Annotated in this window: 13 protein-coding genes; 9 read left to right on the top strand and 4 right to left on the bottom strand. The window is 24.4% G+C overall.

The features are described 5' to 3' along the window. Positions 1 to 89: 89 nt before the first annotated feature. On the bottom strand, positions 90 to 1,274 hold the full coding sequence (locus tag J2Z53_RS01325; protein ID WP_209795422.1) for a class I SAM-dependent methyltransferase: 1,185 nt from the start codon (positions 1,272 to 1,274) through the stop codon (positions 90 to 92). Between the two features lie 591 nt (positions 1,275 to 1,865). Here J2Z53_RS01325 and alr point away from each other — a divergent pair. Continuing rightward, positions 1,866 to 3,026, top strand: coding sequence for an alanine racemase (alr, locus tag J2Z53_RS01320; protein ID WP_209795421.1), 1,161 nt, complete (start codon positions 1,866 to 1,868; stop codon positions 3,024 to 3,026). A 73-nt stretch (positions 3,027 to 3,099) separates the two neighbouring features. Further along, positions 3,100 to 4,545, top strand: a complete 1,446-nt coding sequence (pdxR, locus tag J2Z53_RS01315) for a MocR-like pyridoxine biosynthesis transcription factor PdxR (RefSeq protein WP_209795420.1) — start codon at positions 3,100 to 3,102, stop codon at positions 4,543 to 4,545. Positions 4,546 to 4,680: 135 nt separating this feature from the next. Here pdxR and J2Z53_RS01310 read toward each other — a convergent pair whose 3' ends face one another. Further along, on the bottom strand, positions 4,681 to 5,328 hold the full coding sequence (locus J2Z53_RS01310; RefSeq protein WP_209795419.1) for a PspA/IM30 family protein: 648 nt from the start codon (positions 5,326 to 5,328) through the stop codon (positions 4,681 to 4,683). A gap of 84 nt (positions 5,329 to 5,412) precedes the next feature. Beyond that, complete coding sequence (locus J2Z53_RS01305; protein ID WP_209795418.1) at positions 5,413 to 5,940, bottom strand: hypothetical protein; 528 nt, start codon at positions 5,938 to 5,940, stop codon at positions 5,413 to 5,415. A gap of 155 nt (positions 5,941 to 6,095) precedes the next feature. On the opposite strand from J2Z53_RS01305, the gene J2Z53_RS01300 reads away from it, so the two are divergent. Beyond that, a complete protein-coding gene (locus tag J2Z53_RS01300) occupies positions 6,096 to 6,785 on the top strand; it encodes a hypothetical protein (protein ID WP_209795417.1) in 690 nt (229 codons plus the stop codon). Positions 6,786 to 6,912: 127 nt separating this feature from the next. Here the strand turns inward: J2Z53_RS01300 and yjeM are convergent, their stop codons facing one another. Continuing rightward, positions 6,913 to 8,478 (bottom strand): glutamate/gamma-aminobutyrate family transporter YjeM, encoded by a 1,566-nt coding sequence (gene yjeM, locus J2Z53_RS01295; RefSeq protein WP_209795416.1) that lies wholly within the window; start codon positions 8,476 to 8,478, stop codon positions 6,913 to 6,915. 396 nt (positions 8,479 to 8,874) lie between these two features. On the opposite strand from yjeM, the gene J2Z53_RS01290 reads away from it, so the two are divergent. The 6 genes from J2Z53_RS01290 to gshAB all read left to right on the top strand — a co-directional run bounded on the left by J2Z53_RS01290 (position 8,875) and on the right by gshAB (position 18,971). Continuing rightward, entirely contained in the window at positions 8,875 to 10,140 is a 1,266-nt protein-coding gene (locus J2Z53_RS01290) for a M20/M25/M40 family metallo-hydrolase (protein WP_209795415.1), read from the top strand. Between the two features lie 36 nt (positions 10,141 to 10,176). Beyond that, positions 10,177 to 11,442 (top strand): alkaline phosphatase family protein, encoded by a 1,266-nt coding sequence (locus J2Z53_RS01285; RefSeq protein WP_209795414.1) that lies wholly within the window; start codon positions 10,177 to 10,179, stop codon positions 11,440 to 11,442. 103 nt (positions 11,443 to 11,545) lie between these two features. Then, complete coding sequence (locus tag J2Z53_RS01280) at positions 11,546 to 14,812, top strand: sensor histidine kinase (RefSeq protein WP_209795413.1); 3,267 nt, start codon at positions 11,546 to 11,548, stop codon at positions 14,810 to 14,812. Between the two features lie 125 nt (positions 14,813 to 14,937). Next, the gene (locus J2Z53_RS01275; protein ID WP_209795412.1) at positions 14,938 to 15,111 is read left to right on the top strand and encodes a hypothetical protein; all 174 of its coding nucleotides are present in this window, start codon (positions 14,938 to 14,940) and stop codon (positions 15,109 to 15,111) included. 184 nt (positions 15,112 to 15,295) lie between these two features. Beyond that, positions 15,296 to 16,645, top strand: coding sequence for an MATE family efflux transporter (locus J2Z53_RS01270; RefSeq protein ID WP_209795411.1), 1,350 nt, complete (start codon positions 15,296 to 15,298; stop codon positions 16,643 to 16,645). Between the two features lie 7 nt (positions 16,646 to 16,652). Next, the gene (gene gshAB, locus J2Z53_RS01265) at positions 16,653 to 18,971 is read left to right on the top strand and encodes a bifunctional glutamate--cysteine ligase GshA/glutathione synthetase GshB (RefSeq protein ID WP_209795410.1); all 2,319 of its coding nucleotides are present in this window, start codon (positions 16,653 to 16,655) and stop codon (positions 18,969 to 18,971) included.

The raw sequence follows: 18,971 nt of genomic DNA, 5'->3' as shown, positions 1-18,971 counted from the left end.
TTTATATTATTTTACTATAAATTAATAGTATGTATTTATAATATATAATAAAAAGTATGATAACTAAAAGTTAGTTATCATACTTTAAATTAATCTTCATATAAATATTTTCTAGTTAATGGAAGATCATTATTTATTCCCTTTGAATATAGTGTTTGATGTATATCTATAGTCCAATAATGGAAAGCAGCAGCACAAGAACATAAGTATATATGCCACATTCTTAAAAATCTTTCATCAAACATTTCTCTTTCTTCATCAATATGTTCTTCAAAGTTTTTAACCCATTCTTGTAATGTTCTCATATAGTGAAGTCTTAAACTTTCTACATCAATAACGTGGAAGTTATGATCAGCAGAAATAGAAATTTCTTCTCTTAAAGTTGGTAAGTATCCACCAGGGAATATATAAGTAGTAATCCACTTATTACCTTCAGTTTCAACTAAATTTGTAATGTTGTGAAGTAGGAATAGTCCACCTTCTTTTAAAACAGCATCTACATTATCATAAAATAAAGGAATATTTGTATGACCTACATGTTCAACCATACCAACACTTACAACTCTATCAAACATTAATCCAGATTTTTTTAAGTCTCTATAATCCATTAATTTTACAGTAACTAAATCTTCTAAACCTTCTTCTTTAATTCTTTCATTTGCTTTTGCAAATTGTTCTTCACTTAAAGTGATTCCCATAGCTTTAACTTTATAAAGTTTAGCAGCTTCAATAATTAGGTAACCCCATCCACATCCAATATCAAGAAGAGATTGACCTTCCTTTAAATTTAGTTTCTTTAAAATATGTTTTATTTTATTCATTTGAGCATCATAAAGGGTATCATCTTCATGTTCAAAATATCCGCAAGAATAACTCATAGTTTTATCTAGCCAAAGACTATAAAAGTCATTTCCTATGTCATAATGATGAGCTATATCCTTTTTTGATTTTAAAAGTGAAGGAGCTTTAATTTTTCCAGCAAGCTTTAATAATGTACTATGATTTAAGAAACTATCTTTATTTCTCATCATACTTTCAAATATTTCTTGTGGATCACCTTCGAAATCTATGTATCCATCCATGTAAGCTTCACCTAAAGCTACACTTGCATCGGAAAGTAGTTCTTTTTTACTTGGAAATTTATTTATTATTATTGTAAATTTAGGATCTCCATCTCCAACTTTAACTACTTCTCCATCCCATAATTTTAAATTGAAAGTTTCATCAGCTAAATGTTTAGCAAATGTTTTAACTATACTTTTGTTCATTTCCATATTTTACACCTCATTTATTTAACGGTTCCCCTAGATTATATCTATTATTAATTTGTTATTTAATTCTCAAAATTATACGTATAATGATGTTTTATGAAATATAATATAAATATTTTATAAAATGCTATGAATACCTTAAAAATACTAATGATTTCTAATTTTTGAATAATATTTAAATGACCTTATCTAAGTAATATAAAGCATTTAGAGAGATTATATTTTTATTGTTCAAAAAAAATATATATAATAAATTTTAATGAAGTTAGTTGTATATTATTTAACAAGTTTAAAAAAAATTCATATGTAATTGATTTAAATTTCAATTGTTAAATAAATAATAAATAAATATGAGAATCAGTTAACAAATTTAAAATTAATAAATATATTTAGTAATTTTAGAGTAAACAAAATGTAAAAAATATAAAAAGTACTATAAGTTATTTAATTAATGTATTATCATTAAATTAAATAAAAAAAATTAATACATATAAAATGAACCACTAGGGATTAAAAATTGCTTCTTAGTGGTCCTTTATTTGTAATTAAAAGCATTTATAATTGTATGTAGGATTAAGGTTTGAGGTGATATTAATGAAAGAACTTATAAGGCCAGTATGGGCTGAGATAAATTTAGATTCATTAGCATATAATATGAAAAACATTAAAAAATTAGCTAATGGAAGAGAAGTAATAGGAGTAGTAAAGGCAGATGCTTATGGACATGGATCAGTAGAAGTTTCAAAAGTACTATTAGAAAATGGAGCATCAAGACTTGCAGTTGCAATTATAACTGAGGCAGTAGAACTTAGAAAAAATAATATTAAAGCTCCAATTATGATATTAGGATATACTCCTTTAGAATTTGGAGAAACATTAGTAAATAATGATATAGAACAAACTGTATATGATTTAGAATATGCAAAAAGCTTATCAGATATAGCTATAAATATGGGGAAAAAAGCAAAGATTCATATTGCATTAGATACTGGTATGGGTAGAATAGGATTTTTACCTAATGAAGATAGTTTGAATAAAGTTTTAGAAATTGCTTCATTAAAAGGTATAGAAATTGTAGGAATATTTACTCATTTTTCTACAGCTGATGAAGAAAATAAAGAATATACTTATGAACAATTCTCAAAAATTAAAAATTTCAATAATATGCTTTTAGAAAAAGGATTAGATATTCCATTAAAGCATGCATCAAATAGTGGAGCTATTATAGATTTACCTGAAACTTATTTAGATTGTGTAAGAGCTGGAATAATTTTATATGGATATTATCCATCTGATGAAGTTAAAAAGGAAAAACTTCCTTTAAAAACAGTTTTAACATTAAAAACTAAAATAGTTCATGTTAAAAAATTAGATAAGGATATGTATATAAGTTATGGAAGAACTTTCAAAACAGAAAGAGATAGCATAATTGCAACTATTCCAATAGGATATGCAGATGGATATTCAAGACTTTTAAGTGGAAAAGCTAAGGTTATTGTAAATGGAAAGTTTGCAAAAGTTGTAGGAAGAATATGTATGGATCAATGTATGATTGATGTTACAGATATTGAAGATGTAAAAGTAGGAGATGAAGTTATCTTACTTGGAGAAGAAAATAATTTAAAGTTTAATGCAGACGATATGGCTAAGATTATAGGAACTATAAATTATGATGTCCTTTGTATGATAAAGCATAGAATACCTAGAGTGTATATTAAAGACAATAAAATATTTAAAACAATAAATTATATTTAAAAGAAAATTAAGTTAAAAATAAGTATTTAAGATATAATAAAGGAAGACAAAATTAGAAAAGAAGGTGATTTTTTTGATTTTTTCCTCCTTTAAAATAAATGAAGAAGAAAAAATACATGTTCAGATAGAAAATCATATTAAAGAAAATATAGAAAATGGAATACTTCAAAAGGGAAGTAAACTTCTATCTACTAGAGAAGTAAGTAAATTTCTTTCAATAAGTAGAAATTCAGTTATTACTGCTTACGAAGAACTAGAAAGTGAAGGAATAATTAAAAGTTTAAAAGGTAAGGGAACTTTTGTTGCAGTTGAAAAGAAAAGTAATAAAGGTGATTTAAATATAAATTGGGAAAATATGATAACTGATTATGGGAAAGTATGTGAAAATTTAGATATAGTAAAGAATGAATTACCTTGGAAGAAAGGAATGATTTCTTTTAAAAGTATTGCACCTGATGAAAAACTTTTTGATTTAGAAGAATTTAAGAGAGCTTTTTTAAGTGTATTTTCATTAGAAGGAGATAAACTTTTAAATTATGGATATGCTAAAGGCTATAAACCATTAATTGAATATTTAAAAGGTTATATGAATAAAAAAGGTGTTAATACAGAAAAAAAAGATATTTTAATTACAAATGGTTTTACAGAAGGCTTTGATATTTTAATAAGTTCCCTTACAAATAAAGGAGACATAATAATTTGTGAAGAGCCAACTCATAATACAGCATTAAAAATTATGAAAGCAAATGGAATTAATATAAAATCTGTAGAAATGGATAAGGATGGAATAAATATTGAGCTTTTAGAGAAGGCATTAAAAGAAGAAAATCCAAAGCTTGTTTATTTAATTCCTTCTTATCACAATCCAACTGGAATAGTTATGAAAGGGGAAAAAAGACAGAAGGTATACAATCTTTGCGAAAAATATAAAGTACCAATATTAGAAGATGGGTTTAATGAGGAACTTTTATATTCTAGTTCTCATGTAGCTCCAATAGCTTCTCTTTGTGATAATGGAAACGGAGTAGTATATATAGGTAGCTTTTCAAAGGTACTTTTTCCAGGTATAAGAATTGGATGGATTTTTGGAGATGAAAAATTAATATCCAAATTAGAAAGTGTAAAAAGGGCAAGAAATATACATTCTTCATTTTTAGATCAAGCAATTTTTCATAAATATATGGAGAGTGGAGCCTTTACAAGATATATGAAAAAAATAAGAAAACATTATAAAGAAAAGTATAACTTTACTCTTCTTCAAGTAAAAAAATATATTCCATATGAATATATTTTAGGAGAGGGAGGATTACATATATTTATAAAGTTAAAGGGGGTTAAAGGAAGGGATGTCCTAGAAGAGTGTTATAAAAGAGGGGTAGTATTTATGCCAGGAGATATTTTTTATAATGAGTCTGATGGTTCGGAAAGAATAAGAATTGGATTTTCTAGGGTAAGTGAAGAAGATATAGAAAAAGGAATAAAAATAATTGGAGATGTTGTTTATAAATTAACTAAATAAAAACTTATTATAACCATTAATTTAACCAAAAATAATTAGAAATAATATTTCCAAAATAAGAAAAAATTTATTATGATAAAATAAAAAAAGGACTTTTCATTTAATTGAAAAGTCCTTTTTAAATAAAATTTTATATTATTTATTTCTGTATTTTTCTAATTCTTCATCTAAATTAGTTTTTTCAAGTTCTTCAAACTCATCATCTAAAGAAGGAGTTTTTAAATCTCCTAAACCTTCAGCATAACTTTCTTCTTTAGTGATTTTTCTTTCAATATCATCTAAATTAATTGAATTTTTCTTTGTTTGAACATTTGCCATTATTTCATTAACTTGTTTAGTTGCATTTGCAGTATTAAGTCTAGCAGAAGCTTCATCTCTATAACTTCTTGTTTTATCTATTTCTTCTTGAAGTTTAATTAAATTTTCCTTTAAAGTATTTGCTTTAATACTTAATTCTTCATAAGATTTATTTAAAGTTTCATATTTTTTATCTGCATCAAGTTTTAACTTAAGAGCTTTTTTAGCAAGTTCTTCATTTCCTTTACTCATTGCAAGTCTTACTTTTTCATCATATTCATTAGATAATTCTTTAGTTTTATCCATTTCTTTTTGTGTATTTTTTAAATTACCAAAAATTTGAGCTGAAGATATTTTTGCTTTATTTAAACTTTCCTCCATATCTCTTATTTTTTGATCTAATAATTCTATTGGATTTTCCATATCGTCTAAAGCGGCATTTGTTTTTGCTTTAACCATATTTGATATTCTATTAAATATACCCATAATAAATAAGCCTCCTTTTTTCTTATAATTATAATACTTAAGTTAATTAAAATAATAGCTAAAAAATATATAATTAATAAATTATTAATTAAAGAAGAAATAATATATAACTATTAATATAACAGCAATAATGCAAATTATAACTATTGCTTTAAATATAAATCCAAATCCCATACCCATTGAATGTCCAAATAGAGAAAAGCCTGGGATAATGCTGAATCGTCTTCCTCCATAATTATAATCATCAGTATATTGTTTAGAATTATTATTTGAATTATCATTATTTTGTTGATTATTAGTTTTATTATTACTTTTGTTTGTTGAACCATTATTATTGTATTTATCTGATGTTTTAAACTTTGAATTTATTTTATCCTTTGAGTTATTATAACTTTTTGGATTACTATATTTATCAGAAGTATTAAATCTTGAATTCCATTTGCTACTTGAGGAACTACTTGGACTTTTACTTTGACTATAACTTGAACTATTATAGTTTGATGAACTTTTAAAGCCAATAGCATAAGCTGGCATAACTGAAGATAAAAGATTCGTTAAAAATATAGTAAGTATAATAAGAAATTTAATAATAGATTTTTTCTTATTTTTCATTAATATTAAAGCTCCTTCCTAAATATAGTCTTATATTTAATTTACTATAAAAAATATACAATTTTAAAAACAAATAATTAACAATTTGTATTATTTTATTAAATTAACATTTATTTTACTAAAAAAGTATTAAAATTAATAAGAGGTGAAAAATAATGAATATAGATAAAGCTAAAGAACTTATACAAAAAGAGAAAGACTATTGGGTTGAAGATTATACTAATTTAACATTTTCTATAAATGATATAATTGAGTTTGAAGAAGGAACAGATATTAAAACAAGATATTTTGTAAAAAATATAAAAGTTCTTGATAAATATATGGAAATCCTTGATAAAGGTGAAAGTATATTAAATAAGAAGAAAAAAGTATTATTTTTTACTGTAAATGATGCTGATTCTAATGATATAAACAAGGCTATTAATGAATTTATGGATTATAAAAACAATTGTAAAGATATATTAAATAAACTTAAATGTTGTTCTAAATGTGAATGTTTAAAATGCTTAAGAGATTGTAAGTTTCATAGCTGCTTATCTTGTGGAAAAACTGGAAGGGTAACTGAATGTGATAAAGAAAAATATAATATAACAATGTTTAAGGAATATTATACTGAATTATACAATTCAGAAACTAATTCAAATGATAGAGTAAAAGTTCTTTGTCAAGTAGATGTGCTTTCAGAAGAAACTTCATTTAGAGTTATTGAATCTTCTGGAGATTTCTTAATACTTACATATACAAATAACATAGATGGAAATGATAACTACGGTGCAGTAAAGGATAAGGAAATATTTAATTTTATAGCTGATTTATATGAAAGAAATATTGAAAATTTAGTATAAGAAAGTCAAAATAATAAACTAATAAGAATATTGCAATAAAAAATTTGCTTTATTTCTTAAAGATTTATTATTTTGGCTTTTTTTAAACTACAATCACAATTTACATAAAATAGTTTTTATTAAATTTTTATATATTATCATTTGCAATAGTTAAAGTTTCTTTTTCTGTATCCACAACTTTATTTTTTTCAAAATTTCTATAAAGTAAATATGCAACTATTCCAAATAATAAAGGTCCACCACCTACCCAAAGGCTTTTTTGTAAATCACCTTCTAAAGCTGGTTCTATAATTGAGAAGATATTAGTAAATGTAACAACTACAAAACACATAACGCCAACTATAAGACCTTTCTTCTTAGAGAAGAATTGATATTCTTTTACTATATTATCATTTCTTTTAAATTTTATATATGAGTAAATTATAAATGAAAGAGGAACTGTTCCTGATACGAAAGTCATAAGAGTCATCTTATTAAATATAGAAGATACACTTCCACCTCCAAATCCTAAAAGTAATACGAAGAATACTATTATACATGTTTGAAGAATTATTGCGTTTTGAGGCATACCATGTTTATTATTTTTTAAAAGTTTATTAGGTAAAATTCCTTTTGGAAGACCTTCAAACATATGTTTTATTGGAGTATAGATTCTAAGTGGAACAGAAGTTAGGGCAATAAGAGATAAAATTTTCATAAGTCTGTTTACCCATTGTCCAAGTAAAATAGAATCAGCATTATTTAATCCTAATATTACTCCTAGTCTATAAAATTCTTGTTGGTATATATATACTGAAAAGTTTGCAAGGTTTACTTTGTCAGAACCAAAAGTATCATTCCAGTTACAAACCATACCAAGTATTAATACACTCAATATGTAAAGTATTGTAATTACAATAGTGGAAAGTATAATTGCTTTAGGAACATTTGTTTTTGCATTTTCAACTTTATCAACTAATCCGCCACTATTTTCCATTCCAGCAAAAGTAAATATAGAGAAGACTAAAAATGCAAGTGCTGGTAAAAAACTTGAATAACTAGGATTTGGTCCATAAAAATATGAATGAACATTTGAAAAATCAAAGCCTTGTGCAAATTTACATCCTTGAAGAATAAATATTACTAAACCTCCTCCTAAAATAAGTATATGTGAAAGAATTACTGTTATCATTGATATATTAGAAAGAAAAGTTAATTTCTTCAATCCTCTTGTAGCAATAAAAGCAACAATTATCATATAAATAGCTCCAACTAAAGCTAATGTTTGAGGAGAGTTAAATCCTAGAAAATGCCAATCTGAAGTGGTATCAACACCATAAACTGCAACTGATAGAGATATACATATTGTTGAGGCTCCAAACCATAATATAACAAAGCCTCCATACCAAATAAATGTACCGATAAGTGCGAATTTTTCACTTACACTTTCACGCATCCAAGAAAATATTCCACCAGATTTATCTTTAAAGGCCGAACTCATTTCTGCAACTATAAATGAATAAGGAATAAAAAAGAATACTGCAGCTATTAAGAAATAAGTTATTGAAGCATAGCCCATTTGATAATAAACTTGAAGACTATTACCAAGTCCATATACAGTTAAAAATATCATTGAAACAAAACTCCAAAAAGAAATTGAATATTCTGTCTCAGCTTTAGTTTTTTCTAAATTTTTTTCTTTAGTTTTACTCATGTCTTCGCATTTTTGATTTTAAAATAAGCTAAAGTTTATGCCAATCAAAAATGCTACCCCCTTCCATTTGTGTATATTTATACATTTCTATAACTTAAATATGTTTTTTAACGAAATACAAATGTTTTTGCGATTTAAATTAATCTAATTTTACTCTATATTTTTTAATAAAGAATATACAAAATATAGATAAAATATAAATTTTAAAATTTCATATGTATAAAAAATGCATAATTAAACTTAAATAACTTTGAATTATTAATTAAGGTTTTTTATTGAGAAATTATTATTATAAGATCCTTATAACTATATTTATTTAGAAGTTTTTATATAATATTATTGAAAGAAAAAGTAAGTAATAAATTATAAAAATATTTTAATTTAGAAGGTGAAAATATGGATAAGGATAATTTTATAAATTCTTTAAGCAAAATGGTTCAACATGAAACAATATCTATTGAAGGAGAAGAAAATATAGATAAGTTTAAAAGTTTTCATATATTACTTAAAAACTTATTTCCTTTAGTACACAGTAATTTAGAGATTGTAAATATAGATGGAAATTTATTGTATAAATGGGAAGGCAAATCAAAAGAAAAATTACCGATTCTTTTAATGAATCATATGGATACAGCGCCGATAAATGGAAAGTGGAAATATGATGGATTAAGTGGAGTAATAAAAGAAGGATATATATGGGGAAGAGGAACTTTAGATACAAAAGGTCCTTTATGTGCAATATTTTCAGCTTTAGAAGAATTATTAGAAGAAGGTTATAAACCTTATAGAGATATATATTTAGCTTCTTCAAGAAATGAGGAAATAGCAGGAGACGGAGCACCTAAAATAGTAGAATATTTAAAAAGTAAAAATATATGCTTTGAAACTTTATTAGATGAAGGCGGAGCTATTCTGGATAAACCATTACCTTTATTAAAAAAGAAATTTGCATTAATTGGAGTTGGAGAAAAAGGACATGTTATATTAGACTTTTATACTGAAGATAATGTTAGTTTAAAAGATAATTTTAAATATATAAAAAAATATCTCGAGGAAGATTCACCATTTAAAGGTAAAATAAATGATGTAGTTAGAGATATGTTTCTTGAAACAAGTAAAGAAATGAAAATGCCATTATCCTTTATATTTAAAAATTCGAAGAAATTAGAAAAGGTATTAATTAAAGTATTATCTAAGGTTAGTAAAGAAGCAGGAAGTATTATTAAAAGTACATGTAGTGTAAAATTTAATGAAAAAGAAAATAAAATTAGAGTAGTAATAAAGGTAAGTAAGGAGGATGGACTTGATTATTCAATAAACTTAGTTAAGAATATAGGAGAAAAATATAAATTAAAAAGTAAAATCTTATATAAGTATCCTCCTTCAGAAATTTATTCTATGAACAGCAAAGGATTTAAAAAAGTTAAAGAAAGCTTAAAAACAGTATATAAGGATGTTGGAGTAGCGCCTTATCTTATGATTGCAGGAACTGATGCAAGACATTATGATTCTATAAGCAAATGTTCTTTAAGGTTTGCTCCTTTGGATTTAAAGATGGAAGATTTAAAAAGGGTACACAATGTAAATGAAAGATTAGAAGTTAAGAATTTTTACAAGATGATAGATTTTTATAAAAATTTTATAAAAGGGTATGATAATTAGAATTTATAATAAACAATATAAAAGAGGTGTTTTTTTTTGATAAATAAAAATTCTATTAAAAAAGTTGAAAGTAGTAATTATGAGGAACTTAGAGTTCCTCTATATGATAGTTATTGCTTTTCTAATATATTTGGAACAATAAAAAGTTTATTTAATATAAAAACATCAAAATTGTTACCATTAGATGTTATTGGAGAAAAAAATATTTCATCAAATAAAGTAGTATTCTTTCTAATAGATGCTTTTGGTTGGAGTTTTTATGAAAAGTATAAGAACTATTCAAAATTTTTATTAGATATTGAAAAAAGAGGTGTTGTTTCAAAATTAACTTCTCAATTTCCATCTACAACAACTGCTAATATAACAACTGCTTTATCAGGATTACCTGTCTATGAACATGGAATTTATGAGTGGTTTTATTATGAAAAGGAAGTAGATGATATAATAACAGCATTTCTTTTTAAAGAGGCTAGAAATAATAAAAGTCAAAGTCTAAAGGATAGGGATATAGATCCAAAAAAATTTCTTCCAGATAGCATATTTAAAGAATTAAGTAAGTTTAAAATAAAAAGTTATGTTTATCAGCCTTCATATATAAACAATAGTGAATATACAAAAACTATGTGTGAAGGAGCTAATTTAAAAGGATACAAAGAGTATGAGGATTTATTTAGAAACTTAGCTGATGATTTATTTAAAAATAATAATAAAGAATATTATTATGTATATTTACCTGAAATAGATTCTATAGCCCATGAGTTTGGGTGGAAGTCTAAGGAATTTGACCTTGGAGTAATTAAATTACTAGAATCTTTTGACAAATTTTATGAAGAAATTAAAATGATAAATGATATTTCAATAATAATATCAGCTGATCATGGACAGATAGAAACAGATTTAAGTAAGAAAAATTATTTAAATGAAATTTTGCCAGAAATAAAAAATTATCTAATGAAAAATAAGAATGGAGATTTTATGTCGCCAGGAGGATATTGTAGGGATTTATTTTTAATAGTTAAAGAAAACTACTTAGAAGAGGTAAAAAAAATAATTAAAGATAAACTAAAGGATTCTGTGTATGTTTTTACTTATGATGAATTAATAGATATAGGATTTTTTAAGAAGAATAATAAAAGATTAATGGATAGGTGTGGAAATATTATCATTATTCCAAAAGAAAATAATAATATTTGGTGGTATGAAAAGGGATTTTTTGAAGTTTTGTTTAAGGGTGTTCATGGAGGAGCTAGTATATCTGAAATGGAAATACCATTTTTATATTATAGGAAAGAAAAACAATAATTGATAATTTTTAGTACAATTTTTTATTAACTTTTAGTTCATAAAATTAACTAATTGACAATAAATGTTCATTATGTAAAAATAAATATGTATTTGAAGTAAAATGTCGAAAAGTGGGGAGCTGGAAGCTATAAATAAGAAGAGGTTACTAAGTTTAATATTTCTAAGTATATTTTTAATAAGCAATTTTTTATGTATAAAAACATCAGCAGAAGAAAATAACAAATATTTAAAATTTACTAATATATCAACCAATGATGGATTGTCACAAGGTTCAATCTATTCAATATATAGAGATGAAGATGGATATATGTGGTTTGGCACAAATGATGGTTTAAATAGATTTAATGGCTATGATTTTGAAGTTATTAAGGCAAATTATAAAAACGAAAATACATTATATCCAGGAATAATAGGTTGTATAGTTGAAGATAAAGAAGGATTTTTATGGGTTGGTACAAGCGCTGGACTTTGTAAATTAGATAAAAAAACATTAAAAGTAGAAAGAATTGAAGCTGATATTAATGATCCTAAAAAAACATCTAATAAACATATTTGGAGTTTATGTATTGATTCCAAAAATAATCTTTGGGTTGGAACTGAAAATGGATTAAATAAATATAATTTTCAAACTAAAGAATTTAAAAAGTATTTTAATGATAAAAATAATAATGAATCTTTAAGTGATAATTTTATAACTAGTATACAAGAAGGTAATAATGGAGAAATATATGTTGCTACTAAAGATGGACTTAATATTTTAGATACTAATACAGATAAAATTATAAGGGTACCTAAAGAAAAGCTACCAAGTGGTTATATAATAAAGCTTTATAAAGATTCAAAAAATAATATGTGGATAAGTACACAAAATAAAGGAATAGTTAAATTAAATTTAAATACAAAAAAATTTGATAATCTAGAAAAAATTAATAAATTATATGGTTTTGAAAAATTTGCAATAAATGATATGTATGAAGATTTTCAAAACAATATATGGTTAGGTAGCAAAGGTGGATTAATAAAATATTCTTTAGATGATAATGAGGTAGAAAAATACGTAAATAATCCATATGATAGAGAAAGTTTAATAAATAATAGTATACAAAGTATTTATAGAGATAAAGATGGACTTATGTGGATTGGAACATATAATGGAATAAGCATAGTAAATCCAACTGAGAGATTTATACATTATAAAAATAAACCAGGAGAAAAAAATACTTTAAGTGGTAATAGCATAGGTGGTATATATGAAGATAAAGATGGAGATATGTGGATTGGAACCACTAATGATGGATTAAATTATTTAAATAGAAAGACTAATGAAATAATTCATTATCAGTTAGATAAAAATAATCCAAATAGTATAAGTAGTAATACTATCTTTCAAGTAACTGGGGATGATTACGGTAATATATGGGTTGGAACTAAAAATGGACTTTGTAGGATAAATAAAAAAACTGGTAATATAAAAAGATATAAACATAATGACAATAAAAATTCATTAGTAAATAATGATGTAAAAGAAGTTTTTGTTGATAATAAAGGTTATTTATGGATTGGTACTAGAGATGGATTAGATGTATTTGATATTAAAAAAGAAAAGTTTAAAAATTTAGATTATTTATTAAAAGAAAATAATATTGAAGAAACATTTATAAGAAGAATATTTCAAGATTCCAAGGGAAATTATTGGATAGCTACAGGATGGTATGGTGGACTTATAAAGATTGATCCAAATAAGAGAAAGGTAATAAATTATAAATCAATTAAAGGAAATAAAAATTCTATAAGTGATAATGCAGTAAAAGGAATAACTGAAGATAAGGAAGGAAATATATGGGTTACAACCTCTTTTGGACTTAATAAACTTAATCCTAAAACAGAAGAATTTAAAGTTTTTACAGAAGAAGATGGACTTGCAAATAACTATGCTTATGGAGTTTTAACTGATGAAGATGATAATATATGGGTAAGTACAAATGGTGGATTATCTAAATATGATAAAAAGAGTAATACATTTAATAACTTTACCTTTGTAGATGGTATACAAAATAATGAGTTTAATGGAACAGCTGAATATAAATGTAAAGATGGAGAAATGTTTTTTGGTGGTATAAATGGAGTTACTGCATTTTATCCAAAGAATATAAAAAATAATATAACAACTTCAAAGGTTACAATAGGAGATTTTAAAGTATACAATAATAAAGATATAAGATTAAATGGAGATAAAGTAACACTTAAAAATAATGAAAATACTTTTTCTTTTGAGTTTTTTCTTCCAGATTATAGGAGGCTTAAATCTTTAAATTATGAATATATGCTTGAAGGATTTGATAAAGATTGGGTTTTCTTAGATAAAGGAAATTATGTAAGATATACAAATATTGCTCCTGGAGATTATGTGTTTAAAGTAAGGGCTAGAGATAAAAATGGTAATATAGGAGAAACTAAAAGTGTAAATATAAAAATTAATAAACCTTGGTATAACTCTAATTTAGCTTATATTATCTATATATCAATATTAATAGGATTAATATATTTTATAATAAATTATTTTAAAATATTAAATGGATTAGTTAAGGAAAGAACTGAGGAGTTAAATAAAGAACTTTTAGAAAATGAAAAAATGTATAATAAACTTTTAAAATATGAGAAATATAGGAATACTTATTTAGTTAATTTATCTCATGAACTTAGAACTCCTCTTAATGTAATACTTTCAAGTGAGCAGTTAATTTCAGCATTAAATAAAAAAGAATCTAAAATACCTAAAAAAGATTTAGATAAGTATATGAAAATAATTAAGAAAAATTCTAAAACTCTTTTAAAGGTTATTAATGATTTAATTGATAGTTCTAGGATTACTTCAGGAAGTTATAAACTTAATATAGAAAAAACTGATATTGTTTATTTAGTTGAAGAAGTTGCATTATCAATGAAAAGTTATATAGAAAGTAATGGACTTGAACTTATAATAGATCCTGAAGTTGAAGAAAAGATTATTGAATGTGATAAAACAAATATTGAAAGATGCGTCATGAATCTTATATCAAATGCTGTAAAGTTTACAAGAGAGAAAGGAACTATATTTATTGGAATTGAAGATCATGGTGATACCGTAGATATAATAGTTAGAGATAATGGAATTGGAATACCTAAAGAACATCAAAATATAATATTTAATAGATTTTCTCAATTAGAAACACAAGTTTCAAGTAAACATTGTAGTAGTGGAATTGGTCTTACTTTAGTTAAAAGCTTAGTTGAACTTCATAATGGAAAGATAACTTTAGTAAGTGAAGTTGGCGTTGGAAGTGAGTTTAGAATAACTCTTAAAGTAAAACCAAATTCAGAAAAGTAATTAAAAAGCCGTACAGTTTGTACGGCTTTTTTGTTATTAATAGAAAGTTTATAATAAAGTCCTTTAAAGAAAATAATAAAGAGTTATTATGTAAATATAAAGAGTTTTTTAAGGAGTGAATGAGAATGATTTTAAGAGCAAGAACCAAAACTTTAGAAGCAAAGCTAAAACAAGAATATAAAAGATTATTTCATGATGAAGCAACAATAGAAGAGATGGAAAAGGCTGTTATTGATCATTATTCAAGTGAAGGAAAAATTATTGATGATTTGTATGATTTCTTAGAGCAAAATTGTTAGAATATTTTAGAAAGTTAGCTGATAAAAAATATAAATATAAATTTTAATCAGCTAACTTTTTATTTAAATAAATATGTTTAACAATAATTAAAGAAAAAATATTATCAAATAGTATATTATATTAAAAGAAAAAGCTTTACTACATAACTATATTCCTATATAGTTATATAGTGGAGGTGAAATAATGGAAAAGATTGATTTAACAAAAGGAGATATTACAAAATCGCTTTTAAAATTATCATTACCTATAATAGCTACAAATTTTATACAAATGGCTTATGGAATGATAGATATGATTTGGATTGGAAGAGTTGGAAGTGGAGCAGTTGCAGCTATTGGTACAGCCAGTTTTTTTATAAATCTTGCAATGGCTTTGTTTACTTTAATAGTTATAGGAACTGGAGTTAAAATATCCCATGCAGTTGGAAGAGGAGAAGAAAAGGAAGGAAAAGATTATATAGCAAATGGATTTATTCTTTCAATTACACTAGCTCTTTTATATATAATATTTATTTTCACTTTTAAAAATAAACTTATAGGATTTTATGAACTTGGTAATGTTGTTGTTGAAAATATGGCAAAAAATTATTTAGTTATTTCTTCCATTGGAATTATATTTATGTATTTTAATTCCTTATTAACTACGATTTTTAATAGTTATGGAGAAAGTAAAATGCCTTTTAGAGCAAATACTATAGGTTTTATATTCAATATAGTATTAGATCCAATATTAATTTTTGGATTTGGCCCAATTAAGCCATTAGGTGTTTTTGGAGCAGCTCTTGCAACTTTAATTGCAAGAATTGTAGTTTTTACAATGTTTTTAAGAATTTCAAAGGGAAGATTTTCATTTTTAAGAAAAGGAATAAAATTAAATATAAAAAAAGCAAAAGAAGTTATTCATATGGGTTTACCAATAGCAGCACAAAGAGTTATATTTACTCTTATATCTATAATTATAGCTAAAATTATTGCTAACTGGGGTGCAACTGCAATAGCAGTTCAAAAAGTAGGAGTTCAAATAGAATCAATATCCTATATTACAATTGGAGGACTTCAAGGAGCCATAGCTGCCTTTGTTGGTCAAAATTATGGAGCAAAAAAAGAAGAAAGAATAAAACTTGGATATTATAAAGCTTTAAAATTAACAATTATATTTGGGTTTTTAGTAACACTTACTTTCTTTATTTTTTCAAAACAAATATTTGGAATATTTTTATCTGAAAATGAAGCATTAAATATGGGGAATATATACATGAAAATACTTGGTCTTTCACAAGTTTTTATGTGTATGGAACTTTTAACAGTAGGTGCTTTTAATGGAATAGGAAAAACTTATGCTCCACCAATTATAAGTATAATTTTTAGTGGACTTAGAATACCAATGGCAATGTTTTTATCAAATGAAAATCTTTTTGGATTAAATGGTGTTTGGATGAGTATAAGTGTTAGTAGTTTATTTAAGGGAACAATACTAGTTACTTGGTTTTTAATAGAACTTAAAAAATTAAAATTTAATATTAAAGAAAGGTAGAAAGAATATGTACAGTAATTTATTAAATTTAATAAGAGATAATAATTTAAGCAGAAAACTTTTAAAAAGTGGTTTTGGTCTTGAAAAAGAAAATTTAAGAGTTTTTGAAGATGGAAAGCTTGCAATAACAAAGCATCCTAAAATTTTTAAAGAAGATAATCCTTATATAAAAAGGGACTTTTCTGAAAGTCAAGTTGAGATGGTTACACCAATATGTAATTCAATAAATGAAGTTTATGATTTTATGGAGAACTTACATAATATAGTTTCAACAACATTAAAGGGAGAATACTTATGGCCACAAAGTAATCCTCCAATAATACCAAAGGATGAAGAAATACCAGTTGCAATACTTCATAATGAAGATGAAATTAAATATAGAGAAGAACTTGTAAAAAAATATGGTGCAAAAAGACAATTAGTAAGTGGAGTTCACTTTAATTTTTCTTTTAATGAGGATTTAATAAAAGAACTTTATAAACTTACAAACTGCAAAGAAGATTATAAAGATTTTAAAAATGGTATTTATTTTAAAGTAGGAAGAAATTTAATAAAATATAAATGGTTTTTAATATATTTAACAGGGGCAAGTCCAGTTTTTCATAGAAGCTATAAAGGAACTTGTAATAAGCAATCTAGAAAAATAGGAAAAGATGATTATTATTTTAAAGGAGTAAATTCTCTAAGAAATAGTGAATGTGGATATAAAAATGCAGAAGATTTTTATGTTTCATACAATAATGTAGAAGAATATGTAGAGGATATTAGAAGGTTAATTGATGATAAGTGTATTCAAGGAGCAAGGGAGTATTATAGTCCAATTAGATTTAAAACTAAAGAGCAAGGAGATATGCTAGAAAATCTTCTAAATGATGGAGTTAAATATATAGAAATTAGATTACTTGATTTAGATCCTTTAAGTCCTATTGGTATAAGTAAAGATACATTAAATTTAATTTTCTTATTTATATTATTTACAATATTTACTAAGGATGAAAAATATACAATTCAATTACATGAAGAGTATGTTGAAAATGAAAATAGTGCTATTGAAAATCAAGAGTATAAATTAATTAAACTTAATGGTAAAAAAGTAGGATTAAGAAAAGAAGGACTTAAATTATTAGACGAAATACAAGATATTTGCGATAAATTATTTAAAGGAAATGAAGATTTACAAAGAGCTATTAATATTTCAAGGGAAAGATTTAATAATTACAAAGAAACTATAGCAAGTAAACTTATTAATGGAATGAAAGAAACAAATTATATTGACTACTTTATGAATTTAAGTAGAGAATACTTAAAATATAGTGAAAAAAATGTATTTAAATTAAAAGGATATGAAGATTTAGAACTATCTACTCAAATTTTAATTATAGATAGTATAAAAAGAGGAATAGAATTTAATGTTTTAGATAGAAAAGATAATTTTATATCTCTAGAAAAAAATAATCATGTAGAATATGTAAAACAAGCTACAAAAACTTCAAAGGATAGTTATATAACAGCTTTAATTATGGAAAATAAGCTTGTTACAAAAAAAGTATTAGAGAAAAATAATATAAGAGTTCCTAAAGGGGGATTTTATGATAATATTTCTGATGCTTTAGTAGATTTTTATAAGTATAAAAATAATAAAATTGTTATAAAGCCAAAATCTACAAACTTTGGAATAGGAATAACAATATTTAAGGGAGATTTTTCAGAAAAAGAATATAAAAGAGCCTGTGAAATAGCCTTTGCAAATGACAATGAAATATTAATTGAAGAATTTATAGAAGGAAAAGAATATAGATTTTTAATTATAGATAATGAAGTTGTAGGTATACTTCATAGGGTTCCAGCTAATGTGTTAGGTGATGGAATAAGTACAATAAGAGATTTAGTTAATGAAAAAAATAAAAATCCTCTAAGAGGAAAGGGCTATAAAACTCCTCTTGAAAAAATCTCATTAGGAGAAGCTGAAGAAATGTTCTTAAAAGAACAAAATAAAAACTTTGATTACATTCCAAAGAGTGGAGAAATAGTATATTTAAGAGAAAATTCAAATATAAGTACAGGTGGAGATAGTATAGATTATACTGATGATATTCATAATAGTTACAAGAAACTAGCTATAGAATCTACTAAGAGTGTAAATGCTAAAATAACTGGCGTTGATATGATGATTAAAGATATAAAAGAAGAGGCAAATGACAATAATTATGGAATTATTGAAATAAACTTTAATCCAGCTATTCACATACACTGTTATCCATATAAAGGACTTAACAGAAAGGTTGGAGATAAAGTGTTAGATTTACTTTTTAAGGAGAAAAATTAA

The sequence above is a fragment of the Clostridium moniliforme genome (genome assembly GCF_017873235.1).
In the GTDB taxonomy this organism is placed as follows: Bacteria; Bacillota; Clostridia; order Clostridiales; family Clostridiaceae; genus Clostridium; species Clostridium moniliforme.
This window is presented reverse-complemented; position numbering and strand designations above follow the sequence as displayed.

Bases quoted from the DNA above. Each gene is read 5' to 3' on its own strand.
- J2Z53_RS01310 (WP_209795419.1), bottom strand. From the start codon at position 5,328: ATGGGTATATTTAATAGAATATCAAATATGGTTAAAGCAAAAACAAAT.
- J2Z53_RS01280 (WP_209795413.1), top strand. From the start codon at position 11,546: ATGTCGAAAAGTGGGGAGCTGGAAGCTATAAATAAGAAGAGGTTACTA.
- J2Z53_RS01305 (WP_209795418.1), bottom strand. From the start codon at position 5,940: ATGAAAAATAAGAAAAAATCTATTATTAAATTTCTTATTATACTTACT.
- J2Z53_RS01300 (WP_209795417.1), top strand. From the start codon at position 6,096: ATGAATATAGATAAAGCTAAAGAACTTATACAAAAAGAGAAAGACTAT.
- J2Z53_RS01275 (WP_209795412.1), top strand. From the start codon at position 14,938: ATGATTTTAAGAGCAAGAACCAAAACTTTAGAAGCAAAGCTAAAACAA.
- J2Z53_RS01270 (WP_209795411.1), top strand. From the start codon at position 15,296: ATGGAAAAGATTGATTTAACAAAAGGAGATATTACAAAATCGCTTTTA.
- yjeM (WP_209795416.1), bottom strand. From the start codon at position 8,478: ATGAGTAAAACTAAAGAAAAAAATTTAGAAAAAACTAAAGCTGAGACA.
- alr (WP_209795421.1), top strand. From the start codon at position 1,866: ATGAAAGAACTTATAAGGCCAGTATGGGCTGAGATAAATTTAGATTCA.
- J2Z53_RS01325 (WP_209795422.1), bottom strand. From the start codon at position 1,274: ATGGAAATGAACAAAAGTATAGTTAAAACATTTGCTAAACATTTAGCT.
- gshAB (WP_209795410.1), top strand. From the start codon at position 16,653: ATGTACAGTAATTTATTAAATTTAATAAGAGATAATAATTTAAGCAGA.
- J2Z53_RS01290 (WP_209795415.1), top strand. From the start codon at position 8,875: ATGGATAAGGATAATTTTATAAATTCTTTAAGCAAAATGGTTCAACAT.